This window comes from Vibrio sp. V33_P6A3T137, assembly GCF_009904835.1.
In the GTDB taxonomy this organism is placed as follows: Bacteria; Pseudomonadota; Gammaproteobacteria; order Enterobacterales; family Vibrionaceae; genus Vibrio; species Vibrio metschnikovii.
On sequence record NZ_WXWK01000056.1, the window covers coordinates 20,225 to 44,081 of the forward strand.

The window sequence follows — 23,857 nt, forward strand, 5'->3', positions numbered from 1 at the left end:
TCTATTCGCCACCCACTTCCTACTTGAAGCCGCCGCAGTGTTGACTCCAACTTGTTTGGCTATAATAAAAAGCCCAGCATCATCAACTGGGCAAAACGTAGTTTAACAACCGATTAAAGTTAACTAAGGGCGGTAAACCTTAACATTATCAAAACCTTGCTCTTTTAAGTATAAGGCTTGTAAACGACTCATCACGCCTCGTTGACAATAGAGCAAATAGGTTTTGGACTGATCAAGATCGCCGAACTTGGTGGCTAACTTATAGAATGGAATGGTCATCACTTCAATACCGTCAAGTTCTAATGGTGCATCATCTTCCTCTTCAGGACTACGAATATCGAGCACGATAGCATGCTCTTGTACTGCATCGACCTGTTCCACTTCCGGTGCTTGCTGCTGACTCTCTTTTTCGATATCACGAATATCCATCAAACGAGCGTCATAAATCACTTTATCTAAAATAGTAAAATCGAATTTCGCTTCTTGTTCTTCTAATAGAGCTTTGACCGCTTTTACGGTTGGATTTTTAGAAATCACACCACAATATTCTGGCATGGTTTTCGCGAAATCTTCTGTGCCAATATCACGGGCAAGATCCATGATATCGCCTTTATCCCAGTTGATCAGCGGACGAAGAATAAGACGATCGGTCACGCCATCAATATGGCGCAAGTTGGTCAAGGTCTGACTGGAGACTTGGCCAATCGCTTCGCCAGTCACCAACGCCTGAATACCAAACTTCTCTGCGATACGGCCAGCAACCCGCATAAACATACGTTTGAGCACGACGCCCATCTGACCATCGTCAATTTTCTCTAAAATCTCAGCAACAACCGGTTCAAAATCAACAGAGATAAAACGTACCTTAGCTGACGAGCCGTACTTGTTCCATAAATAATGCGCGACTTGCTTAACACCGATTTCATGCGCAGGCCCGCCCAGATTGAAAAAGCAATAATGGACTTTAGAACCGCGTTTAATGTGCAAATAACTCGATACACCAGAATCGTAACCACCCGAAATCAAGCTGAGTACATCCTCTTGCGTTCCAAGTGGAAAACCGCCTAACCCTTTGTAACGAGCAATCACCTGATTGAGTAATTCATCCGTCACTTCAATATGAACAATAATATCAGGACGAGTTAATTTCACTTTTGCTGAAGGAACCGCTTGATTCAGTCCACCACCAATATAACGCTCTAATTCAAGCGATGAAAAATCATGCTTACCACGACGTTTGGCACGTACAGCAAAGGTTTTATTTTCAATCAGTTCACGACTGGTCTCTAACACTTGCAGATAAATGTCATGCATGTCGGTAAACGTCGATTGCTTAACTTGTAATACCTGTTGGATACCCGGCGTAGTGGTTAAAATTTCTAATGTTTTTTGAAAAAACTGATCACTATTGGCACTGACTTCAATATGATCACGGCGGTTAAAAACCGCAACGCCAGTGGTCCGCTTTTTAATAATATTGCGAATATTCGATTCAAGAATCTTGGTAAAACGCTTACGTACTGATTCACTTTTAACAAAAATTTCTGGATGGGGTTTAACAATAAATTTCATGGGCTATTCGCAAATTAGGTTCAAAACAAGCATTGAGCTTCATGCTAAGCAGTGACGCTCAGGATAGAGATCAGCAAAGGGGCAGGATTATACACGATCTACTCAATTAGGAAAATCATCATAAAAGGCAAGGTTTATGACGACTCTTCGCTTAAAAGCGAATGGCATGATAAGTGGGGAGATTTGGGTTCTAGGTTCTGGGATCGAGAACCTAGAACGACGATTGATGCTATTGTAGTGAAGGGATCTCCTCACTTAACAGCGGTTTTCCTTGCATGATACCGATCTCGACTCGTCGATTACGAGAGCGTTGCGCTTCGGTATCGTTCGGGCCAACCGGCGCGGTATCAGCCAATCCTCTGACTTCTAAACGTCGGTGGTCAAAACCGGTCACTCTTTCCATTTCTTGCGCAACCGACACTGCTCGCTGCGCTGAAAGATCCCAATTTGAGCGATAAAGCTCAGAATCTAATCGTTGATTATCAGTATGCCCAGTCACCTGAACAATACCGGGAACGTCTTTGACTAATTCGGCAATCTGCCGAACCAGGGGTCGAAATTGAGGTTGTAAAAAGGCGGAACCTTCAGGAAAAGCCCCCCGCTCACGAATACGGATCAGAATTTGCTGGCCTAAGTTTTCCACCTCAACGGCCCCTTGCTCAATTTCTCGATCTAAGGCTTTTTTGATGTTCTCTAAAACAATTTCCATCTCTTCAGAGAGGGCTTCAGATTGCTCTTGCTCCTGCTCAGCGTCTTCATTATCTTGACTATCTTCAGTCGAGGTTTCAGGAGACTCCCCGCCCGTTAGCTGACCATCATCGCGCTGATTACCACCAGCTCGATCGGAATCACCTTCATGAAATTCTAACGTTTGCTGAGTAATATCAATTGTTTGCTGCATGATCACGTCAATAGGAGTCGGCTCAGGACGACCTGGACGAAACTCTTGAGCAATCACACTGGTCCCTTTAGGTATATCTTTGACTTCTAAACGGTTTTGTACCCCAAACGCAAACTTCATCGAACCCGCGATCTGTTTGAATTTAAGAACGTCCATCTCTGAAAAAGACAGCAGCAGTACAAAAAAGCACATCAACAATGCCATCAAATCGGCAAAGGTTCCCATATAGGCAGGCAGGCCCGGCGGTGGGCATTTGCGTTTTAGATCCTCCATGATGGCCCCCCGCTATTCATTATCGACATCAAGTACTCGCTTACCTTCATTAAGATAATTTTTCAAATAGCCATCGATCACTCGCGGGTTTTGTCCATCTTGAATCGCTAAGACACCATCCATAATTAAACGACGATTTAAGGTTTCTTGTCCTCGGCGTAGCGCCAATTTATCGGCAATCGGGAAGAAGATCATGTTTGCCATGATCGCCCCATACAACGTCGTCAATAACGCCACCGCCATTGCTGGGCCGATAGCTTTCGGGTCATCCATATTTGATAACATGGCCACTAAGCCTATCAACGTACCAATCATCCCCATCGCAGGGGCTACATCACCAAAGGCTCGAAAAACACCCGTCCCTAATTCATGGCGCTCATCGGTTAAAACGATGTCTTTTTGTAATGCGGTGCGAACGACATCAGCATCGTGCCCATCAACCAATAAATCGATGCCTTTTTGCATAAATGAATTAGAGATTTCCATCTCTTCTAACGCTAAGAAACCACCTTTACGCGCTGCATCGGCCATCTCAACGATTTTGGCAATTAAGTCTTCAGGCTCTTCCGCTTTAAACATAAACGCTTTAGCGGCAATTTTGGCCGCACCAAAAAACTGCCCCATGGTAAATTTGACTAACACAACGAAGGTTGAACCACCGACGACGATCAGAACCGATGTGACATCGACAAACATCACAAGGCTACCACCAACGACCATTGCCATCAAAACGAAAGCCAGACCACCAATTAGGCCTACTAGCGTTGCTAAATCCACGAAGCGCTCCTCATGCTTGTCATCTGCATTATTGAGATTACTCTTCTTATCGGCACAAGAGCAAAATCTTTAACTTATATTATGGTTAAGTTTATACGCAAAACCCACTATCCCCAAGTGCCGCTCTTTGACTCGTTATCGCAAAAAAACATTTTGCTTTCAATAAACTTCAGATTATTAGCGCAGCATAAGTGACCTTATCACTGAGTTAAACAACGCTACAGCAGCAACACGTTCCCCTGAGGTCTTGACCATCATAGCCCTCCTAAAATTAATGATTATGTTTGACTATTTTTAGATAAGCTTAGCGGTCTGATAAAAAAGCGCCTTATTTATAACAAATTTGCTTGGTTAAATTTGACCATCTGTACGCCCTAAGGTAACTTTCGTGCATCTTTTTTGAGGCAAAATGATTATGGCGAGCAAAAAACCGGAGAATATGTCCTTCGAAGCGACAATCGAAGAGCTAGATAACTTAGTTGAACAATTAGAAAGCGGCGATATTGCACTCGATGAAGCATTAAAAAAATTTGAACGGGGTATCGCCTTAGCTCGCAGCGGGCAAGCCAAACTCGATGAAGCCGAACAACGAGTGCGCATTCTTCTTGATAACTCGGACGATGCACCGTTAGCTGAATTCACCGCTGTTCCCGAATAACCAGAGAGTAATACAGATCCTATGATTGAGGCGCTTTCCTCTTTTCAACAGAGAAATAATCAGCAACTAGACGAGTGGTTACATCGTTTACCTTATCAGCATCTTCCTTTGATTGAAGCTATGCGTTACGGTTTATTGCTTGGTGGTAAACGAGCTCGCCCTTACTTGGTCTACATCACCGGACAAATGCTCGGCTGCCAACTGACTGATCTCGATACTCCAGCTTGCGCTGTCGAATGTGTCCACGCTTATTCATTGATTCATGATGATTTGCCCGCCATGGACGACGACGACTTACGTCGTGGAAAACCAACCTGTCATATTAAATTTGATGAAGCAACGGCGATTTTAACCGGGGATGCTCTGCAAACTCTGGCGTTTACTATTTTGGCAGAAGGTCAACTCTCCACTCATGGTGAAACGAATCGGATCAAAATGATTCAAGCTTTAGCCGAAGCGTCTGGTGCTCAGGGAATGTGTTTAGGTCAAGCGTTAGATCTGGCCGCGGAAAATCGTCGTATAACATTAGACGAATTAGAAACCATTCATCACAATAAAACCGGTGCACTGATGCGTTGTGCCATCCGATTGGGTGCCATGGCTGCAGGCCAAAAGGGCTTGGCTATTTTACCGCAACTGGATCGCTATGCGGCAGCGGTAGGCCTCGCCTTTCAAGTACAAGATGATATTTTAGACATCATCAGCGATACTGAAACATTAGGTAAACCGCAAGGTTCAGACCAACAACTGCATAAAAGCACTTATCCAGCCCTACTCGGCTTAGAAGGTGCCATGAATAAAGCTCAAGTTCTGCTTGCAGAAGCGCTCGAAGCATTACAAGCGATTCCGTATAATACTGAGCATCTCGAAGAGTTCGCCCGATACGTCATCGAGCGCAAAAACTAACACGATAAGCGCGCATAACTATGACTCTTGATATTTCGAAATATCCAACACTGGCCCTAGCAAATACCCCAGACGAACTGCGTAGCATGCCCAAAGAAATGCTACCTAAGCTTTGTGATGAGTTACGTACCTATTTACTGAATTCCGTCAGTCGCTCTAGCGGTCACTTGGCCTCTGGATTAGGCACAGTAGAACTAACCGTCGCATTGCATTACGTCTACCAAACCCCTTTTGATAAACTGATTTGGGATGTCGGCCATCAAGCTTACCCTCACAAAATCCTCACTGGTCGCCGCGAGCAGATGTCGACCATTCGTCAAAAAGATGGACTGCATCCTTTTCCTTGGCGAGAAGAGAGCGAGTATGACACCCTCTCTGTTGGTCACTCATCAACCTCAATCAGTGCTGCGCTCGGCGTCGCTATTTGCGCCGCGAAAGAAGCCAAAGGACGTAAAGTCGTCAGTGTGATTGGTGATGGTGCCATAACCGCGGGAATGGCATTTGAAGCCATGAACCACGCAGGCGATGTCGACAGCGATATGCTGGTTATCTTAAATGATAATGAAATGTCGATTTCAGAAAATGTCGGCGCACTCAATAACCATTTGGCGCAATTACTGTCTGGCAGTTTATACACTTCGATACGTGAAGGCGGCAAAAAAGTTTTATCGGGCATTCCACCGATTAAAGAGCTGGTACGTCGTACCGAAGAGCATTTAAAAGGTATGGTCGTACCGGGGACGCTATTTGAAGAGTTTGGCTTTAATTATATCGGTCCGATTGACGGCCATGATGTGTTAGAACTGATTAAAACCATCAAAAACATGCGTGAACTCAAAGGCCCGCAATTTTTGCATGTCATGACCAAAAAAGGTAAGGGCTACGCTCCAGCAGAGAAAGATCCGATTGGTTATCATGCGGTACCCAAATTTGATTTAAACCATACCAGCCTATCAAAGAGTGCTGAAAGTAAGCCTACGTACTCAAAAATCTTCGGTGACTTCTTATGTGATATGGCCGCGCAAGATCCTAAATTGATGGCCATCACCCCTGCGATGCGTGAAGGTTCGGGGATGGTGCGTTTCTCCAAAGAGTACCCTAGTCAGTATTTTGATGTCGCGATTGCTGAGCAACATGCCGTCACCCTCGCAACAGGAATGGCAATCAGCGGTTATCACCCGATTGTGGCGATTTACTCAACCTTTTTACAGCGCGGTTATGACCAATTGATCCACGATGTGGCAATTATGAATCTACCCGTGATGTTTGCGATTGACCGCGCGGGATTAGTGGGTGCCGATGGTCAAACTCATCAAGGCGCGTTTGATTTAAGCTTCTTGCGTTGTATTCCCAATTTATTGATCATGGCTCCGGCAGATGAAAATGAATGCCGACAAATGCTCTATACTGGTCATCAGCATCAAGGGCCAAGTGCCGTGCGCTACCCTCGTGGTACCGGCATGGGCGTGAAAATTGAAACCGATTTTACCCCACTGACGATTGGCAAAGGCCGCCTGATCCGTCAAGGTGATAAAGTGGCGATCCTCAGTTTTGGCACCTTGTTACCTAATGCCTTACAAGCCGCCGAAGCGCTTAATGCCACCGTCGCGGATATGCGCTTTGTGAAACCGCTTGATGAAGCATTGATCACTGAGTTAGCTAATAGCCATGACGTACTGGTCACGTTGGAAGAAAACGTTATTGCTGGCGGTGCTGGCGCGGCTGTGGTTGAGTATTTGATGGCGCAAAAACTCCTCAAACCGACCTTAAATCTTGGCTTGCCGGATCAATTTATTGCTCAAGGGACGCAAGAAGAGATGCATGCTGAATTAGGTTTAGATGGCGCAGGCATTGAAGCTGCGATTCGTGATTACTTAGCCAAGTAATCAAAGATATAAAGGAAAGCCTTCTCAATCGAGAAGGCTTTTTTGTTGTGGGTCTGGCCATGAAAAAGCGCTAAACAAGCGTTGCCAATCGTCATCAAACCCTGCGTTTAAGGTGACCATTTGCTCTGTATAAGGATGAATAAAGCTTAATTGGCTAGCGTGAAGCATCAAACGCTGCACTTGATACTGCTCACGGTACAAGCGATTATGTTTACCATCACCATGAGTGGTATCGCCAACAATCGGGTGACGCAAATGTGCCATATGACGCCGCAGTTGATGTTTACGACCAGTCTTCGGTTTCAATTCCATCAAACTGTAGCGGGTGGTGGCAAACTTGCCGGTAGAAAAAGGCACTTCAACTTTGGCCAGCGGTCGATAAGCAGTCATTGCTGATTGCGGCTCTTTATCTTCTTGAGCAAACTTATCGGCGATTTTATCTAACTCAACCTTCAATGGATAATCCAAAACATCCGCTTGCTCAATCCAGCCTCGCACTACAGCATGGTAAGTTTTTTCCATTTGTTGACTAGCAAACATGGGCATCAGTGTTGAGGCGACTTCGCTGGATAATGCAAACACAAGTACGCCAGATGTCGGTCGATCTAAGCGGTGCAAAGGGAAGACATGTTGACCAATTTGATCACGTAAGGTTTGCATCACAAATTGAGTTTCATGCTTATCCAACCAAGAGCGATGAACGAGCATTCCCGCTGGCTTATTGACTGCAACCAGATACGGGTCTTGATAAATAATCTCTAACATTGTTGCGCCACTCTATCTATCTCTATTAATACCTCAATCAACGGCTGATAGCCGGATTGCCCTTTCCACGCTTCAACAAAATAAGGCGTTAACAAAAACCCTCTAGGCAAAGGTTGTTTCGTGTCGAGTAATTGCCACATTCGAGGTAAAAAAATCCATTGTAGCCATTCGTGTGGGTGTAGCGTATCAATAGCAAACGGCTCTCGACTGAGGAGCTTATCTTCCGTTGGGCGATGTGCTTGCCATAAAGCCGCCGCTTTGAGTTCTGTGGTTAATTGTTGCAGCAAAACCGGTAAAGGTGTCGGATTGATCATCAATGTTTATTTGTTGGGCCTTGAATTTGCGACAAATGATACCATTTATTAAACAAAGAAAGTTAGGAACAAATAATCCCTTATGCAGCCGATTCATACCCTCACTGATTTACTCCAACAGAGTGAAGTACACTATCAGATTTTTGATCTGGGACGGCGAATCCAACCCGTCGATGCACAACAATTTCACCATGTTGAACAAGCAAGACAACCGTACCCTTACCCGTTGCAACGTCAGGCTCATCTAGCGATTGTTTATTGGCATCAACACCAACAACCGTGGATATGGTTTGTAAAATTTAACCTTGATGAACGCGGGTTACTGGCCCAAACGGAAATAGGCCAGTTTCTTAGCTATGTTCTCGAAGCAATGGGCTCGCGCCTCACCGGCGAATTAACCGAAGCTCAACAACAAAAGCTTGCTAATAATCCTTATACCTTTAAGCCAAGCGAAGAAAAAATGGCGGTCATTCATAGTCAAATTCGTCGACAGCTCTCATTGCCAAGTAGCCAATATTATGAACATGCCCAGCATTACTTAACGGGTGATTTAGGATGGGATAACTGGCAAAGTGTTGGCCTGCAAGGTATTAGCGATATCTGTGCACGCCTTAACGACGCTAATAATAGCCAGTTAATCATCAATGCGTTACCCCATTTACCTTCGCCAGTGCTCTATGCTCTGCTCGGAGCCCTTGAACACAGCTCATTACCTAATGAACTAGCACAGGCTCTCGATGAGAAATTACGAGTTTGCATCACGCAACCTGAAGGTGATCTATTTTTATTGGCCGCGTTGATCCGAGCACTCTCTGGAGGGACGCCAGAGCAGCTAGCTCAATGGATTGATCAAGTGTTGGATGACTCTTCTTTTTGTCACCCAGAAGTACTGATTGCTATCGCCGGTCGTTGCTGGTCTGCGCTAAAACAAAGCGGACGTGCTCAACGATTTTTACTGCGCCTAGCGCAAAGTGGCGATCAAACGCTATTTAATCAAATTTTTGCTGATTTAGTCATGTTACCAGAGCTGCGAGTCGTGCTATTACCGCTACTCCATAGCAGCCCTTCACCAGAACTCTCTCAAGCGCTGGTCAATTTACAGCGTGCCACCAAACCTTCATCGCCATAAAGGAAAGCGAATGATTAATAACCTTATTGGCATCATTCTACTGAGCTTAATCTGTTACCTATTTTGGCAGCAGCGTCGTCAATCAGAAATAGCCAAACAGTGTATAGCACGTAAATGCGCAGCATTAGATTTACAGTTACTCAGTGTCTCTTTTGGGCAGCATAAATGGAAAACGCCAGCTCATCGCTGGCGTTGGCATACGGTTTACTATTTTGAATTCTCTGCACTCGGCGATGATTGCTATCAAGGGCAACTGGTGATGGTCGGCTTTACCCCCTCGGGCTTTCATCTGCCGCCGCACCGAATGCTTTAAACTTAACGCCGTTACTGCTCAGAGAAAGTAACTGGCAAATGAGGATAACTCGGTTTGGCGTTGCCATTGATACTCATAAAACACGCCAAAAATGTCGTCTTCCGTTCTTATCGAAACAAAACCTAATTTATCCAAAATAGATTGAGCCGCCGCATGCTGAGCGTTGACCCTAGCCATCACCTTCTCAAGGTGTAATCGTTGACAAATTTTAGGGAAAAAAGCCTGCAATGCCTCATTAGCGATCCCTTGTCCCCAATAACTTTTATCGAACACAAAGCCCAACTCAGCACTCTGCTCGTCGACTTCAACGTACAAATGCCCCATGTATTCACGATTATAATTATCCAGCACAGCCATCGCATGTAAGTGAGGGTCATGTAAAATACGTTGAAATTGCTGTCTCGCCGCAGCCACGGTTTTCGGGCCATTCATTTGGGCACGATTTTTAGCACAACAATTAAGCATCAAAAAATCAGATTCAAACGTCTCGGTATAAGGCACTATTAACGTTCTACGTGTTACTATCGTCACGGGCCATCCTTGTTCTCAACAATATCAATTCTCTCAATACCTAAAACGAGTAAAGAAACAAATCGTCGTACTCCGTAGCCATCATAATGATAGCGCGGGTATCACGACAACCTTGCCACTTCACCGTCTCGCGGTATAAACAGCGCTAAGCCACTGCGGAGTTTTCTTGAAGAAGTAGGCGAAAGTAAACCAATCCCAACGATGACGTATTGATCTTGATGTCATTTGCTCAACATCACATTATTATAATTATCATTATACTCAAACCGTTCGACATTACCGGCAGCAACATCATGTTTTCACTGCCCTATCCGAACTAAGAAAAGCCCCGACACACATGGTATCGGGGCTTAAGTCTTACTTATAGCAATCCAGCTACTTGTTCGTGCTCCCTGCATCGTCCCTAATAGTAGCGGTACAATCCAGTGACCTTATCCTATGCATCGCCACCTTGGCGGTGTCCTATTCATCCATGACACTAACCGATCCTGGTTAGTTTCCTTCACTTGTTCCTTGAGCGGTGTCCTACCCTCATCCTGAAGGGGTCCCGACCTATTCCATAGGGTCCTGCTTTCCTTGCCCATCAACCTCATGTCAATGGTCATATCCTTAATGAGTCCTAATCCTTGCGGCGATGTTCCGATTCACCGTCTCATCCTTGAAGCAACACTCCTTGTGTCATTCCTATTCCTTGTCACTTCCGCTGCGACAGCTATTAATCTACTCACTTCTGGCCACGATTCAATCCCAAGTTCAAGTTTCATATCACTCAAATAGTTCAACATTAAATTTAATCACTTATAAAACAATCTATTAGGGTTTTCATATCTTAAGACTTCAATAACGTAGCGCTTTTCTCGCACATCACAGGTAAGCGATCTCTTACACACAACGCCCTCTTTTGCTACCAAAAGAACAAAGATTGAGAGAAGAGAAAACTCAACACGAAGCCATCATTTATGGGTAAGATAGGCACTATCCATGACACAAGGACAGAATATGCTCAGTAAAGATCTATCGCATGAATTACAGGCTATTTTCACGCAATTACAACAACAAGGAAAAGCGCCAACGGTGGCTCTGGTGAAATCTCGCCTTAGCACCTCGCTGCCAATCCCCGTCCTTATTGCGGCAATAACAAGTTGGAAACAAGCCCAACGAGTCCCAAAGGTTGAGGTCAATAGCGTTACTCCACTAACGGATCAACAACGTATTGCCCAACTTGAACAGCAACTCGCGATGCTCAGTACTAGAGTCGAACAGTTAGCCGCCGAACTGACCAATCAGAAGGAATCAAGATGAAAATTTGGGTCGATGCCGACGCATGTCCTAAGGTGATCAGAGAAACCCTGATCAGAGCCGCTGAACGTACGGGAGTAGAATGTACGTTTGTTGCTAACCATCAAATCCCACTCCCTAAACGCAGTAATATCATTGCATTGCAAGTTCCTGCTGGGTTTGATATTGCCGACAATGAAATTGTTAAGCGAGTCGAAAAGGGAGATTTAGTTATCACCTCAGACATCCCATTAGCCGACGAAGTGATCACGAAAGGTGCATTAGCACTGAGTTCACGAGGAGAGCTGTTTACCACTGAAACCATTAAAGCTCGGCTGAACATACGAGATTTTCTCGATACCATGCGCTCAAGTGGCATTCAAACGGGTGGCCCAAATGCATTATCTCAAACCGAGCGACGTGAATTCGCCAACCATCTCGATCGCTGGTTGACTCGCCGACGCTAAACGTTGTCAGATAATCTTGGTCATGTCGAGATGCCCCTGTTTACGATCAAAAAACGCCGCTGCCATTTTCATCATCGCAGCGGCGTTAAGCCTGTTTTTACTCTTTCGTTAAAGTGAAAAGATTAAGGAATATAATAGGTTGCAGCGCCCGGCCCGACAGGCATACCCAGCACAAATACCCATACAAAGAACAGTACACTCCAACCTAATGTAAAGACTATCGTATAAGGGATCATGACCGCAATCAGCGTACCAATGCCTAGATTTTTAATGTATCGACTCGCAATCGCTAATATCAAACCAAAATAACTCATCATGGGGGTAATGATATTGGTCACAGAGTCACCAATACGGTACGCCGCTTGAATGGTCTCCGGTGCATAGCCAACAAGCATCAACATAGGCACAAAAATAGGTGCCGTGACCGCCCATTGTGCTGAAGCCGAGCCGATCATCAGGTTAATAAAGCCACACATCAGAATAAAAGCAAAAAACAGCATTGGACCAGTCAAACCAATGGTTTGCAAGAAAGAAGCACCACCGACAGCAAACACTTGACCAAAGTTAGTCCAGCTAAAAAATGCTACAAACTGAGCGGCAAAAAACACCAACACAATATACATGCCCATTGAGGACATGGATTTTGCCATCGCATCAATCACATCGCGGTCATTTTTCATCGTACCAACGACTTTACCGTAGACAAAGCCAGGAACAGCAAAGAACACAAAGATGAAAGCAACGATACTGCGTAAGAACGGGGAACCTGCAACCAGCCCGGTTTCAGGGTGACGCAATACGCCATTTTCCGGTACAATCGTCCAAGCCAACAGTCCGCAAACAACGACGGTGGCGAATCCAGCGTATTTTAAGCCTTTCTTTTCCACATCGGTCAAAAAGCCCATTTTATCTTGTGATAAATCATCACCCGCTTCAGCCACATTGTACTTACCCAATTTAGGCTCAACAATTTTTTCCGTAACCCAAGCACCAGCAATTGCAATAAAGAAGGTGGAAACGGCCATAAAGTACCAGTTTACTTCTGGGCCTACGATGTATTCTGGGTCCAAAATTCGCGCCGCCGTTTCCGTAATCCCAGAAAGCAGCGGATCGACCGTACCAATGAGTAGGTTGGCAGAATAACCACCAGAAACACCCGCAAACGCAGCCGCTAAGCCAGCTAAAGGATGACGCCCTAATGAATGGAACAGCATGGCGGCAAGTGGAATAAGCACCACATAACCCAGTTCACCCGCCGTGTTAGACATGATACCGGCAAAAATAACCGTAAACGTAACCATGCGTTTTGAAGCGCCCATCACCATGCCACGGATCGCAGCAGACAGCAGGCCAGAATGCTCAGCAATCGAGACACCCAGCATGGCAACTAACACCGTGCCCAAAGGAGCAAAACCGGTAAAGTTAGTAACAAGATTGGTCACAATGCGCTGTAAACCATCGCCATTCAGTAAGCTGACCACATGGATCATACCATCGGCAGCACGACCTCTTGCACCTTCAGGTCGAGGATCGACAACCGACACTTCAAAATAACCAGCAATACCTGAGGCGACTAAAATTGCCACGCAAAAAATGGCAAACAGTGTGATGGGATGAGGTAATAAATTCCCTAAATATTCCACAGCATCTAAAAACCGTGTAAAGCGCGGTTTTTTCGGTGCTGGTTGATTAATCGAAGCAGATGAACTCATCTGTTCCCTCCTTGTTATTATTCCTACTCATATGTGACAAAAATGTCAAAATCGAGCGCAGATTACTTGAGGAAACGAATAAGTAAAAATTGAACATGTTACAAAGTGTAAATTTCAGTCTTATTTTTAACCGATTTTAAACAAAAAATCAGATGATTAATCGGTAAATCAATCATCTGATGAGTCATTACTGTTTAACGTGTTTTGTGATCGAACCTAAACCGCCTTCCTTTCGCTGTTTATGATCCTGTCCAATTTTTAACGCTGCACGGCTTTAAAGCGCGGATTGGTTTTACAAATCACGTACAAACGGCCCCGTCTTTTGACAATTTGGCAATCTGGATGGCGTAATTTTGCGCTTTTTAACGAACTTAAGACTTTCATGGTTTATTCCTTGGTAAATTGAGCAAAGCGACGATTAAAGTTAGCCACACGTCCCTCTTTTTGAATCACACGCTGCTTACCCGTGTAGTAAGGATGCGATTCTGCTGAAACTTCGACCGTAAAATAAGGGTAAGTTTTGCCATCTTGCCACTCGATCGTGCGATCGGTTTTTAATGTCGAACCAATCATAAAATATTTATCAACACTGGTATCATGAAACACCACTGGTCGATATTCAGGATGAATTCCTACTTTCATAGCCCCTCCGAAAATTGATACATTATAACATATCAATTAATAATCATTATCAACTAAAAATGCAAGTAAAAAATGTGCTATGTTGGCATGTCTCATTCTTATTATTCAGCGTTCGGTTATGTATACAATTGATCCTATTGGTATTATTGAAAGTCCCTATCAAGAAAAATTTGCGGTTCCTCGTCAACCTCGCTTAGTGCCCGCGGCAACCGCACGTTTAAAACTCCTCGGGACGGCGAATACCCCTGAAGCCGTGCGTGGCATTGAACAATTTTCTCATCTCTGGTTACTGTTCTTATTTGATCAAAATTTGGCCGCAGGCTGGAAACCAACGGTAAGACCACCTCGCCTTGGTGGCAATGAACGGGTTGGAGTCTTTGCTTCCCGCTCAACCTTTCGCCCGAATGGCATCGGTATGTCTGCCGTTGAACTAAAAGGGATAACCAAACAAGGTGAGCAATTGTTTCTTGAGTTAGGCAGTGTCGATTTGGTCAATCACACACCAGTGATTGATATTAAGCCTTATATTCCATACTCGGATGCAATTCCTCAAGCGACCGGAGGCTATGCCGACCATGAACCAGAGCGGTTGCCTGTGGTTTTCTCCCCTCAAGCACAAACACAACTCAATAGACTTACGGGGCATCACCATGAACAACAAGTGATTGAGCAGGTTTTAGCGCAAGATCCACGTCCCGCCTACAAGAAAAACCAACTGGACAATAAGGAATATGCGGTCAATTTGTTCAATTTGAATGTGAAATTTACCGTTCTCGATAAGTTAGTGACAGTAACGAGCATTGAACGCTTTTGACAAAGCCGATTGGCTGATATTATACAAGGCTTAATTTTACGCCCTCATAATGATGAGGGGCTTTTCAATCATGATAAACGGATACCATAGAATGCGTACCAGTCAATATCTTCTTTCTACTCTGAAGGAGACTCCAAACGACGCTGAAGTCGTGAGCCACCAGCTCATGTTACGTGCAGGTATGATCCGTAAGCTGGCTTCAGGTCTTTATACTTGGCTACCTACTGGTCTGCGTGTACTGCGTAAAGTCGAAAACATCGTTCGTCAAGAGATCGATAACGCCGGTGCGATTGAAACCTTGATGCCCGTTGTCCAGCCGTTTGAACTGTGGGAAGAGACCGGCCGCTCAGAAAAAATGGGCCCGGAACTACTTCGCTTTACTGACCGCCATACTCGTCCGTTTGTTCTTAGCCCAACGGCTGAAGAAGTAATAACCAGCCTCGTTCGTAACGAGGTCAGCTCTTACAAGCAACTGCCGTTGAACCTGTACCAAATTCAAACCAAATTCCGTGATGAACGCCGCCCTCGTTTTGGTGTGATGCGTGCCCGTGAATTTTGTATGATGGATGCTTACAGCTTTGATATCGACAAAGACGGTCTAGAAAAATCGTACCAAGCGATGCACGACGCTTACTGTAAAGCCTTCGATCGTATGGGGCTGGATTACCGTCCCGTATTAGCCGATACCGGTGCGATTGGTGGTAACGGTTCGCATGAATTCCACGTGCTGGCTGAAAGTGGTGAGGACATTATTGCTTTCTCTACTGAGTCAGATTACGCAGCCAACATTGAAAAAGCGGAAGCGGTAGCGCCAGCAATCGAGCGCCCAGCTCCAACCCAAGAAATGACGCTGGTTGATACACCAAACGCAAAAACCATCGCTGAATTGGTTGAGCAGCACGGTCTACCGATCGAGAAAACCGTTAAAACACTGTTTGTCAAAGCCTCTGATGAGATCGATGCCCCTATCGTGGCACTGATCATCCGTGGTGATCATGAACTCAATGAAATCAAAGCAGAGAAACTCGCTGAAGTTGCCGCTCCATTAGAAATGGCCAGCGAAGAAGAAATTCGCGCGCTGATTGGTGCAGGTCCTGGTTCTCTTGGACCAGTCGGCCTTCAGCTACCATTTATCGTTGATCGCACTGTAGCGGTGATGAGTGACTTTGGCGCGGGTGCCAATATTGACGGCAAACACTACTTCGGTATTAACTGGGGCCGTGATGTTGAGCTAGCGAAAGTGGAAGATCTGCGTAACGTCGTTGAAGGCGACCCAAGCCCATGCGGTAAAGGAACCTTGATGCTGAAACGCGGTATCGAAGTGGGTCATATCTTCCAGTTAGGGACTAACTACTCGGAAAAGATGAACTGTGGCGTACTCGATTCCAATGGTAAACACACTATTTTAGAAATGGGTTGTTATGGGATTGGGGTTTCTCGTGTTGTGGCCTCAGCCATCGAGCAAAACCACGATAAGTACGGCATTATCTGGCCAGATGCACTCGCCCCTTTCCAAGTCGCGATTGTACCAATGAACATGCACAAATCTGAGCGAGTTCAACAAGCGGCGGAAACACTCTACGCGGAATTAACCGCAGCCGGTATTGAAGTCTTGTTTGACGATCGTAAAGAGCGCCCAGGCGTGATGTTCTCGGATATGGAACTGATCGGTATTCCGCATACGATCATCATCGGTGATCGCAGCATGGATGAAGGCAACTTTGAGTATAAACATCGTCGCAGTGGTGAAAAATCTGCCGTCCCCATGGCCAATATGGTGAGCTTTATTCACGAGCAATTGGGCGATAGATAAGCGATGTGAGTGGATGATCATCCATCACTCATTCTCAATGAAGGCTGCTGAATGGCAGCCTTTTTTATCGATGCTGCTTAAAAGCTCCACCTTAAAAACGGCAAAAATCAGTTCTATCCCATGCGGGTTCCAAGACTATCTATTCACCATTAATGTATAGAGCCCTTATCGCTTCAAGTCGGAAACGAGAGAATGATTTTGTTTTCTGAACATACCCTGTGTATCATTGCGAGCCGTTATCATCTATCAATAGGAAACCCAGATGCGAGTTTACGATTGTTGTGATTTAGTCCGCGAGCTGTACGCACAAATTGGCAGTGGCGATCAAGGCTATATCCCTAAAGCTATCTCCTGCGCAGTAAAAACCTTAAATGATATTGCTGCCGATCCGACTCTGCCTAAAGACACTCAAGAAAAAGCCGCTTTCGCTGCTGCCAATTTGCTCATTTCTGATTTTGAGGACTAAGCATGATGCTCGACAATTTTGCGAATATGGATCCCATCATGCTGATGAGTATCGTTAATATGAAGCTGCGCGATGAGTTTGCTGGTGACCTTGATAAGTTGAGTGATCATTTTGCTATCGATCGTCAGGCATTAGAAGCACGCTTGGCCAATGCGGGGTTTGAGTTTTTACCTGAGGTTGGTCAGTTTCGCTAATACGCATAGCTCGACTTGATAGACAAGATGGTATGGGCCATAAATGTAAAAAACCCACAAATTGAAGTGAGTTTTTTATCATCCAACAAGTCGACGAAACGAAACGCGTTAGTCTTGTTTCTCTTGTTTTTCTTTTCTTGCAACGGCTTTGCGCTCATTACGCTTAGCTTGGCTTTCAATAAAACCAATCAACTCTTTTTCAGCCCAAGCTTGTGCCTGTGCTTCGCTCTCAAAACCCATTTCGCGCTTTGAAACGACGGTGCGACGGGAGGTAACTTGACGAACAATTTCTGCCGCCCAACCATTATTCTTTTCGGTCACTTTAATCGTGAATTTTTTACTGTCTGACATTTTCATTTTCCTAAGGGAAGAAGAAGGGATTACTCATCAACGTTAATCGCGCTTAGAGCCGACTGGCTTAGCCGCTGAATATGTTGAACACCATCCCTTGGTAAGCGCGGCATTAGAGCACAAATTTCACTATTTTTCCGCTTTTTTTGCAAAATTTTACGCTCAACCGATAGCATCAAGCCGCAGACGAACCGCGGCTTGATGGGGTATTAGAGCGCGAGCATCGCTCCGTTAAAGAGTAAACTTAACCGAGGTTTTTACGCGCATTTTGGAACATACGCATCCAAGGACCATTTTCTCCCCAATGATCAGGATGCCATGAGTTGGCAACCGTACGGAATACTCGCTCAGGATGCGGCATCATGATCGTCACTCGGCCATCTTGGGTCGTTAAGCCAGTAATCGCATTTGGCGAGCCATTCGGGTTGTTCGGGTATTGTTGAGTCGCTTGACCATGGTTATCCACAAAACGCAGTGCCACCGTACCAGATTGCTCTATCGCATCTAAATGACCAAGATCACGCACTTCCACTCGGCCTTCACCGTGAGAAACGGCAATCGGCATCCGTGAACCAGCCATCTGATTAAAAAACAGTGACGGCGACGGTTGAATTTCCACCAAACTAAAGCGCGCTTCAAAACGCTCAGATTCATTGCGCACAAACCGTGGCCATAACTCAGCGCCCGGAATCAAGCTTTTCAAATTAGACAGCATTTGACAACCGTTACATACCCCTAATGAAAAGGTATCTTGGCGTTGGAAAAAGCGCTCAAATTGCTCACGAGCTTGGGGGTTAAATAAGACCGATTTCGCCCATCCCTCACCAGCACCGAGCACATCTCCGTAAGAGAAACCGCCACAAGCGACCAAACCATGGTACTCATCAAGAACGACTTGCCCCGTTAAAATATCACTCATGTGGATATCGACGGCATTAAAGCCAGCACGATCGAAGGCAGCAGCCATTTCCACGTGTGAGTTGACCCCTTGCTCACGCAAGATAGCCATATTGGGTTTGCTTCCCTTAGCAATATACGGCGCGGCAATGTCTTGCTGGACATCAAACGTTAACTGAGCATTCAAACCCGGATCAAGGTTATCTTGCTTAGCCGCAAACTCTTGATCAGCGCAGCGTGGGTTATCACGCAATGCCTGCATTTTATGGGTCATTTCTGCCCAAATAGTGCGTAGCTGGGTGCGGTTACGTTCAACCACAACTTGCTGATTTGAAGTAATACGTAACGTATCCGAGTCCGTTACCGTACCAATCACATGGCAACAGGCTTTTAATCCATGATTCGCTAAGGTAGCCAGTACTGAAGTCAGCGCCTCGTTGCGCACCTGCAATACAGCGCCAAGCTCTTCATTGAACAGAATCGCTAAGTGGTCATCGCCCAATGGCGCAATATTAGCGTCAATCCCACAATGCCCAGCAAAGGCCATTTCTGCTAACGTAACCAGTAAACCACCATCGCCCTTATCGTGATAAGCGAGCACTTGTTGCTGGGCGACCAGCGTTTGAACCGCGTTATAAAAACCTTTTAACTGCGCAGCGTTATCAACATCTGCTGGCTTATCGCCTAATTGTTTATAAACTTGAGCCAGTGCTGTTGCACCAAGGCGATTTTTACCATTACCCAAATCAATCAGAACTAAGCTTGTTTCACCTTTATCGGTTCTCAACTGAGGAGTGATGGTTTTGCGCACATCTTCCACCCGAGCAAAAGCAGTAATCACCAGTGATAATGGTGACGTCACTGATTGAGATTGCCCTTGATCATCTTGCCATTGGGTCTTCATTGACATGGAGTCTTTACCGACGGGAATGGTTAACCCTAATGCCGGACAAAGCTCTTCACCAACTGCTTTGACTGCGGCATAAAGCCCAGCATCTTCCCCAGGGTGTCCTGCTGGCGACATCCAGTTGGCAGACAGCTTGATATGTTTAATATCACCAATATGCGTGGCGGCAATGTTGGTGATCGCTTCACCAACCGCCAAGCGTGCTGAAGCAGCAAAATCGAGCAACGCAACTGGCGTACGCTCGCCCATGGACATCGCTTCGCCATGATAAGTATCGTAACTGGCCGCGGTTACCGCACAGTTCGCTACTGGCACCTGCCAAGGCCCCACCATCTGATCACGTGCCACTAATCCAGTTACCGAGCGGTCACCAATGGTAATTAAGAAGGTTTTTTCGGCCACGGCTGGCAAGCGTAGGACGCGATCAATAGCGTCATTCATCTCAATATTAGAGCGGTCTAACGCCGGACTTTGTACTTGTTGCGTAGTGGCTTGACGATGCATTTTCGGTGGCTTACCCAGCAAAATATCCATCGGCATATCAATCGGCGTATTATCGAAATGGCTATCTTCAAGGGTTAAATGGCGCTCTTGAGTCGCTTCGCCAACCACCGCATAAGGGGCGCGTTCACGTTTACAAATCGCTTCAAACACTGGCATGTTTTCTGGAGCAACCGCTAGTACATAACGTTCTTGAGATTCATTACACCAGATTTCTAGTGGACTCATGCCTGGTTCATCGTTGGGCACATCACGGAGTTGGAATTTACCACCACGATCACCATCATTGACTAACTCAGGAAGGGCATTAGAAATACCCCCCGCCCCAACATCATGAATAAAGGCAATCGGGTTAGCGTCACCCATTTGCCAACAGCGGTCGATAACCTCTTGGCAGCGACGTTCCATTTCCGGATTTTCACGTTGTACAGAAGCAAAATCCAAATCTTCTGCTGATTGACCCGATGCCATCGACGATGCCGCACCACCACCAAGTCCAATATTCATCGCTGGGCCACCCAGCACAATTAACTGCGCACCAACAGGGATCACTTTTTTCTGCACATGATCTGCGCGAATATTGCCCATCCCACCAGCGATCATAATCGGTTTATGATAGCCGCGCACCTCTTCTCCCGCATGAGAGATCACTTGCTCTTCATAGGTTCGGAAATAGCCCAATAAGTTAGGACGACCAAACTCATTATTAAACGCCGCGCCGCCTAGTGGACCTTCGAGCATAATGTCTAACGCGGTGACAATCCGACTTGGCTTACCAAAATCACTTTCCCACGGTTGAACAAACCCAGGAATACGTAGGTTAGATACGCTGAAACCGACTAATCCAGCCTTCGGTTTACCACCGATACCGGTTGCGCCTTCATCACGGATCTCACCGCCCGAACCCGTTGCCGCACCGGGCCATGGTGAAATAGCCGTTGGGTGATTATGCGTTTCTACCTTCATTAAGATATGGGCATCTTCATGATGATAAGTGTATTGACGAGAATCGGGATCCGGGAAGAAACGGCCGACTTTAGAACCGGTCATAACGGCAGCGTTATCTTTATAAGCAGAAAGGACGTGATCAGGGGTGACTTCAAAGGTATTTTTGATCATCTTAAACAGCGATTTTTTCTGCTCTACGCCATCAATCGTCCAATCGGCATTAAAGATTTTATGGCGACAATGCTCAGAGTTAGCTTGCGCAAACATCATTAATTCAATGTCATTCGGGTTACGACCTAAACGAGTAAAACTCTCGACTAAGTAGTCAATTTCATCGTCGGCTAATGCCAAACCAAGGGAAACGTTTGCTTGTTCAAGCGCAGCGCGGCCGCCGGTGAGGATATCAACTGGTAACAATGGTGCAGGTTCGGCGACAGTAAACAAGGCACTCGCCGACTCTAAATCACTGAATACCACTTCCATCATCCGATCATGAAGTAATTGACTTAGTTCGGTTTTTTGAGCCTCAGTCAGTGGGCTCTGACTATCAATATAATAAGCCGTGCCACGCTCTAAGCGCTTAATTTTGCCTAAGCCGCAATTATGAGCAATGTCACTGGCTTTAGAAGACCAAGGAGAGATGGTGCCGGGACGCGGCGTGACTAGCAACAGTAAACCTTGTGGTTGGTGCTCTTGAATCGTTGGGCCGTAAGTGAGTAATTGTTGCAATTTACTCTGTTCAGCGCTGTCGAGCTCAGCATTAAGATCAGCAAAATGCATAAACTCAGCATAGATACCAGTAACTGGTAGGTCTTGTTGACGACACGTTTCGAGCAGTTTTTGAATGCGAAATTCAGAAAGCGCTGGGGAGCCACGCAAAATTCTCATGAGCTTAGGTCTCTATATACAAGTGATTAAGATGAAATTGGAATAAGTTCATTACATTACAAATGGTTATGTATGAATTAATAAACAAATACCAATGTCGACTCATTATTGCGAGGGCATTATAGAGGATTTCTTTTTGTGACGTAACACTAAAAGCAACCGTTTGCGCCATTTTTTCGTATATTTTGCACCAGCCCTCATTGCTCGCTCGACAAGGTTGTTCAAGAAGCTCAGAAAAATAAGGTCGTTAAGTTCCTATTCCTGAGCGATGGTGTATAAACTTTGCCTTCAACGCCTCGGGTTTGGTATAAAGACATACCGGATGTAAGAGATCGCTAATCAATGACCCCATTTTCTTTCACGTTTTTCTATCGTGCGCTATGGCTAGCATTAACCCTGCTCGTTCTCAGCGGCTGCCAAATTGACTCTGAGCCGAAAAGTGAGCTAGAAAAAATCCGCGAGAGAGGCGTATTACGAGTCGGTACGTTGAATAATCAGCTGTCCTATTTCATTGGCCCAGATGGTCCCGCGGGTCTTGATTATGAATTAGCAAGAGAGTTTGCTCGTGAACTAGGGGTACGGTTAGAAATGAAACCGGCCTATCGTACATCGAGTCTCTTTCCAGCGTTAAAAAATGGCGAGATAGATATTATTGCTGCTGGGTTAAGTCAATCAGAACAGCGCTTAAAAGAGTATCGCGCTGGGCCAGCCTATTACTATGTATCGCAACAGGTGGTATATAAACCTGGCCAATGGCGACCTCGTAACATTAATCAGTTAATCGCCAGACAAGATGAACTGTTGGCAAATAATGATCAGCAGCCTATTTTTAAAATCGTCAACGACTCTCATTTTACTACGACATTAGCCAGCGTTGCCGAGCGTTATCCTGATTTTCAATACGTGATTGATAATAATAGTGATGTGAGTGAGCTATTGAAACAGGTCTCTAAAGGTGAGCTGCTGTTTACCATGGCAGACTCAGTAGAAATTTCACTCTCACAACGTATTTATCCAGATATCGCGATGGCCTTTGAAATGACCGAAGACCAGCCTATTTCGTGGTTTATGCGGCGTTCAGATGATGAAAGCTTATATGCGTTAATGATTGAGTTTTTCGGTAATCTCAAACAATCTGGAAGCTTAGCCTCTTTAGAAGAGAAATACATTGGTCATGTTGGTAACTTTGACTATGTGGATACTCGCGCCTTTATCCGTGCTTTGGAAACTCGCTTACCTAAATGGGCACCGCTGTTTCAAAAATATTCAGAAGAATTTGACTGGCGTTTAATTGCTGCGGTGGCTTATCAAGAGTCACACTGGAATCCGATTGCTCGCTCGCCAACCGGCGTTCGCGGAATGATGATGCTCACCTTACCAACGGCGCGCAGTGTCGGAGTGACCAATCGACTCGATGCAGAGCAATCGATTCAAGGTGGTGTCGAGTATCTACGCAGAATGGTTGCACGCATTCCAGACAGTGTTCCGCAGCATGAAAAAATCTGGTTTGCATTGGCTTCGTATAATATTGGCTATGGGCATATGATGGATGCTCGCCGTCTAACTCGCCAACAAGGTGGGTCGCCGGATGCTTGGGCCGATGTTAAAGATCGTCTTCCTCTTTTGCGTCAACAACGCTATTTCTCGCAAACGCGTTATGGTTATGCTCGTGGAGATGAAGCTCGCGCTTATGTTGAAAACATCCGTCGCTATTATCAAAGTATTATCGGCCATATGGATCCACATCACAGCAGCGATACCGATCTCGGAATCGATGACTTGTTAGTGATTACTATCGAGCCAGAAGAGAGCGCGGATGAGAGTAATGACCATCACGTCGACGTCGAGTAAATCCTGATTAGCGAACAGCGACCGGTCTCATCATCTACCCAACAAAATTCGGTGTTCGCTAATAAAATATCTTGATTTTTATACTTAAAAATCATAAATATCT

Annotated in this window: 23 protein-coding genes; 12 read left to right on the forward strand and 11 right to left on the reverse strand. The window is 45.5% G+C overall.

The annotated features are described in order from the left end of the window. Positions 1 to 123: 123 nt before the first annotated feature. The 3 genes from thiI to pomA all read right to left on the reverse strand — a co-directional run bounded on the left by thiI (position 124) and on the right by pomA (position 3,523). Positions 124 to 1,572 carry a tRNA uracil 4-sulfurtransferase ThiI gene (gene thiI / locus CAG60_RS05285; RefSeq protein WP_161438451.1) on the reverse strand — a complete coding sequence of 483 codons (1,449 nt, stop codon included), beginning with the start codon at positions 1,570 to 1,572 and terminating at the stop codon, positions 124 to 126. A 229-nt stretch (positions 1,573 to 1,801) separates the two neighbouring features. Continuing rightward, complete coding sequence (locus tag CAG60_RS05290) at positions 1,802 to 2,746, reverse strand: flagellar motor protein MotB (RefSeq protein ID WP_004395751.1); 945 nt, start codon at positions 2,744 to 2,746, stop codon at positions 1,802 to 1,804. A 12-nt stretch (positions 2,747 to 2,758) separates the two neighbouring features. Beyond that, entirely contained in the window at positions 2,759 to 3,523 is a 765-nt protein-coding gene (gene pomA / locus CAG60_RS05295; RefSeq protein ID WP_004395752.1) for a flagellar motor protein PomA, read from the reverse strand. Between the two features lie 415 nt (positions 3,524 to 3,938). On the opposite strand from pomA, the gene xseB reads away from it, so the two are divergent. Genes xseB through dxs form a run of 3 tightly spaced genes read left to right on the forward strand, consistent with a single transcriptional unit; the run spans position 3,939 to position 6,973 of the window. Next, positions 3,939 to 4,181, forward strand: a complete 243-nt coding sequence (xseB, locus tag CAG60_RS05300) for an exodeoxyribonuclease VII small subunit (protein WP_004395753.1) — start codon at positions 3,939 to 3,941, stop codon at positions 4,179 to 4,181. A gap of 21 nt (positions 4,182 to 4,202) precedes the next feature. Next, positions 4,203 to 5,087, forward strand: coding sequence for a (2E,6E)-farnesyl diphosphate synthase (gene ispA / locus CAG60_RS05305; RefSeq protein WP_158138053.1), 885 nt, complete (start codon positions 4,203 to 4,205; stop codon positions 5,085 to 5,087). 20 nt (positions 5,088 to 5,107) lie between these two features. Beyond that, entirely contained in the window at positions 5,108 to 6,973 is a 1,866-nt protein-coding gene (dxs, locus tag CAG60_RS05310) for a 1-deoxy-D-xylulose-5-phosphate synthase (RefSeq protein WP_154168800.1), read from the forward strand. Between the two features lie 24 nt (positions 6,974 to 6,997). Here the strand turns inward: dxs and truC are convergent, their stop codons facing one another. Both truC and CAG60_RS05320 read right to left on the reverse strand, forming a co-directional pair. Next, entirely contained in the window at positions 6,998 to 7,738 is a 741-nt protein-coding gene (gene truC / locus CAG60_RS05315; RefSeq protein WP_154168802.1) for a tRNA pseudouridine(65) synthase TruC, read from the reverse strand. After that, positions 7,732 to 8,052 (reverse strand): YqcC family protein, encoded by a 321-nt coding sequence (locus CAG60_RS05320; RefSeq protein WP_161426469.1) that lies wholly within the window; start codon positions 8,050 to 8,052, stop codon positions 7,732 to 7,734. The genes truC and CAG60_RS05320 overlap by 7 nt, the downstream gene beginning before the upstream one ends. An 82-nt stretch (positions 8,053 to 8,134) precedes the next feature. On the opposite strand from CAG60_RS05320, the gene CAG60_RS05325 reads away from it, so the two are divergent. Both CAG60_RS05325 and CAG60_RS05330 read left to right on the forward strand, forming a co-directional pair. Then, complete coding sequence (locus CAG60_RS05325; protein ID WP_161438452.1) at positions 8,135 to 9,181, forward strand: DUF3549 family protein; 1,047 nt, start codon at positions 8,135 to 8,137, stop codon at positions 9,179 to 9,181. Positions 9,182 to 9,191: 10 nt separating this feature from the next. After that, a complete protein-coding gene (locus tag CAG60_RS05330; protein ID WP_161438453.1) occupies positions 9,192 to 9,494 on the forward strand; it encodes a DUF3301 domain-containing protein in 303 nt (100 codons plus the stop codon). Positions 9,495 to 9,512: 18 nt separating this feature from the next. On the opposite strand, the gene CAG60_RS05335 is transcribed toward CAG60_RS05330, so the two are convergent. Then, positions 9,513 to 10,025, reverse strand: a complete 513-nt coding sequence (locus CAG60_RS05335) for a GNAT family N-acetyltransferase (RefSeq protein WP_158138046.1) — start codon at positions 10,023 to 10,025, stop codon at positions 9,513 to 9,515. Positions 10,026 to 11,024: 999 nt separating this feature from the next. Here CAG60_RS05335 and CAG60_RS05340 point away from each other — a divergent pair. Beyond that, entirely contained in the window at positions 11,025 to 11,327 is a 303-nt protein-coding gene (locus CAG60_RS05340; RefSeq protein ID WP_154170688.1) for a hypothetical protein, read from the forward strand. After that, positions 11,324 to 11,770, forward strand: a complete 447-nt coding sequence (locus CAG60_RS05345; RefSeq protein ID WP_154168812.1) for a YaiI/YqxD family protein — start codon at positions 11,324 to 11,326, stop codon at positions 11,768 to 11,770. The genes CAG60_RS05340 and CAG60_RS05345 overlap by 4 nt, the downstream gene beginning before the upstream one ends. Positions 11,771 to 11,892: 122 nt before the next feature. On the opposite strand, the gene CAG60_RS05350 is transcribed toward CAG60_RS05345, so the two are convergent. The 3 genes from CAG60_RS05350 to CAG60_RS05360 all read right to left on the reverse strand — a co-directional run bounded on the left by CAG60_RS05350 (position 11,893) and on the right by CAG60_RS05360 (position 14,124). Further along, positions 11,893 to 13,482, reverse strand: coding sequence for an AbgT family transporter (locus CAG60_RS05350; RefSeq protein WP_154168814.1), 1,590 nt, complete (start codon positions 13,480 to 13,482; stop codon positions 11,893 to 11,895). A gap of 258 nt (positions 13,483 to 13,740) precedes the next feature. Next, positions 13,741 to 13,866, reverse strand: coding sequence for a type B 50S ribosomal protein L36 (gene ykgO, locus CAG60_RS05355; protein ID WP_040904587.1), 126 nt, complete (start codon positions 13,864 to 13,866; stop codon positions 13,741 to 13,743). Positions 13,867 to 13,869: 3 nt separating this feature from the next. Beyond that, on the reverse strand, positions 13,870 to 14,124 hold the full coding sequence (locus CAG60_RS05360) for a type B 50S ribosomal protein L31 (RefSeq protein ID WP_154168816.1): 255 nt from the start codon (positions 14,122 to 14,124) through the stop codon (positions 13,870 to 13,872). A 118-nt stretch (positions 14,125 to 14,242) separates the two neighbouring features. Here CAG60_RS05360 and tsaA point away from each other — a divergent pair, with 118 nt between their 5' ends. The 4 genes from tsaA to CAG60_RS05380 all read left to right on the forward strand — a co-directional run bounded on the left by tsaA (position 14,243) and on the right by CAG60_RS05380 (position 17,411). Beyond that, entirely contained in the window at positions 14,243 to 14,938 is a 696-nt protein-coding gene (tsaA, locus tag CAG60_RS05365; RefSeq protein WP_161438454.1) for a tRNA (N6-threonylcarbamoyladenosine(37)-N6)-methyltransferase TrmO, read from the forward strand. Positions 14,939 to 15,029: 91 nt separating this feature from the next. Then, entirely contained in the window at positions 15,030 to 16,751 is a 1,722-nt protein-coding gene (locus tag CAG60_RS05370) for a proline--tRNA ligase (RefSeq protein ID WP_158138042.1), read from the forward strand. Positions 16,752 to 17,013: 262 nt separating this feature from the next. Further along, a complete protein-coding gene (locus tag CAG60_RS05375; protein WP_004395765.1) occupies positions 17,014 to 17,217 on the forward strand; it encodes a YaeP family protein in 204 nt (67 codons plus the stop codon). 2 nt (positions 17,218 to 17,219) lie between these two features. Then, entirely contained in the window at positions 17,220 to 17,411 is a 192-nt protein-coding gene (locus tag CAG60_RS05380; RefSeq protein ID WP_040904594.1) for a DUF4250 domain-containing protein, read from the forward strand. Positions 17,412 to 17,519: 108 nt separating this feature from the next. Here CAG60_RS05380 and CAG60_RS05385 read toward each other — a convergent pair whose 3' ends face one another. Both CAG60_RS05385 and purL read right to left on the reverse strand, forming a co-directional pair. After that, the gene (locus tag CAG60_RS05385; protein WP_158138040.1) at positions 17,520 to 17,762 is read right to left on the reverse strand and encodes a DUF3622 domain-containing protein; all 243 of its coding nucleotides are present in this window, start codon (positions 17,760 to 17,762) and stop codon (positions 17,520 to 17,522) included. Positions 17,763 to 18,006: 244 nt separating this feature from the next. Continuing rightward, positions 18,007 to 21,903, reverse strand: coding sequence for a phosphoribosylformylglycinamidine synthase (gene purL / locus CAG60_RS05390; RefSeq protein ID WP_161438455.1), 3,897 nt, complete (start codon positions 21,901 to 21,903; stop codon positions 18,007 to 18,009). 342 nt (positions 21,904 to 22,245) lie between these two features. Here purL and mltF point away from each other — a divergent pair, with 342 nt between their 5' ends. Next, positions 22,246 to 23,754 (forward strand): membrane-bound lytic murein transglycosylase MltF, encoded by a 1,509-nt coding sequence (gene mltF, locus CAG60_RS05395; protein WP_158144153.1) that lies wholly within the window; start codon positions 22,246 to 22,248, stop codon positions 23,752 to 23,754. Positions 23,755 to 23,857: the final 103 nt, after the last annotated feature.

Coding starts and splice junctions, on each gene's coding strand:
- thiI (WP_161438451.1), bottom strand. CDS start 1,572: ATGAAATTTATTGTTAAACCCCATCCAGAAATTTTTGTTAAAAGTGAA.
- CAG60_RS05290 (WP_004395751.1), bottom strand. CDS start 2,746: ATGGAGGATCTAAAACGCAAATGCCCACCGCCGGGCCTGCCTGCCTAT.
- xseB (WP_004395753.1), top strand. CDS start 3,939: ATGGCGAGCAAAAAACCGGAGAATATGTCCTTCGAAGCGACAATCGAA.
- ispA (WP_158138053.1), top strand. CDS start 4,203: ATGATTGAGGCGCTTTCCTCTTTTCAACAGAGAAATAATCAGCAACTA.
- dxs (WP_154168800.1), top strand. CDS start 5,108: ATGACTCTTGATATTTCGAAATATCCAACACTGGCCCTAGCAAATACC.
- truC (WP_154168802.1), bottom strand. CDS start 7,738: ATGTTAGAGATTATTTATCAAGACCCGTATCTGGTTGCAGTCAATAAG.
- CAG60_RS05320 (WP_161426469.1), bottom strand. CDS start 8,052: ATGATCAATCCGACACCTTTACCGGTTTTGCTGCAACAATTAACCACA.
- CAG60_RS05325 (WP_161438452.1), top strand. CDS start 8,135: ATGCAGCCGATTCATACCCTCACTGATTTACTCCAACAGAGTGAAGTA.
- CAG60_RS05330 (WP_161438453.1), top strand. CDS start 9,192: ATGATTAATAACCTTATTGGCATCATTCTACTGAGCTTAATCTGTTAC.
- CAG60_RS05340 (WP_154170688.1), top strand. CDS start 11,025: ATGCTCAGTAAAGATCTATCGCATGAATTACAGGCTATTTTCACGCAA.
- CAG60_RS05345 (WP_154168812.1), top strand. CDS start 11,324: ATGAAAATTTGGGTCGATGCCGACGCATGTCCTAAGGTGATCAGAGAA.
- CAG60_RS05350 (WP_154168814.1), bottom strand. CDS start 13,482: ATGAGTTCATCTGCTTCGATTAATCAACCAGCACCGAAAAAACCGCGC.
- ykgO (WP_040904587.1), bottom strand. CDS start 13,866: ATGAAAGTCTTAAGTTCGTTAAAAAGCGCAAAATTACGCCATCCAGAT.
- CAG60_RS05360 (WP_154168816.1), bottom strand. CDS start 14,124: ATGAAAGTAGGAATTCATCCTGAATATCGACCAGTGGTGTTTCATGAT.
- tsaA (WP_161438454.1), top strand. CDS start 14,243: ATGTATACAATTGATCCTATTGGTATTATTGAAAGTCCCTATCAAGAA.
- CAG60_RS05370 (WP_158138042.1), top strand. CDS start 15,030: ATGCGTACCAGTCAATATCTTCTTTCTACTCTGAAGGAGACTCCAAAC.
- CAG60_RS05375 (WP_004395765.1), top strand. CDS start 17,014: ATGCGAGTTTACGATTGTTGTGATTTAGTCCGCGAGCTGTACGCACAA.
- CAG60_RS05380 (WP_040904594.1), top strand. CDS start 17,220: ATGATGCTCGACAATTTTGCGAATATGGATCCCATCATGCTGATGAGT.
- CAG60_RS05385 (WP_158138040.1), bottom strand. CDS start 17,762: ATGTCAGACAGTAAAAAATTCACGATTAAAGTGACCGAAAAGAATAAT.
- purL (WP_161438455.1), bottom strand. CDS start 21,903: ATGAGAATTTTGCGTGGCTCCCCAGCGCTTTCTGAATTTCGCATTCAA.
- mltF (WP_158144153.1), top strand. CDS start 22,246: ATGACCCCATTTTCTTTCACGTTTTTCTATCGTGCGCTATGGCTAGCA.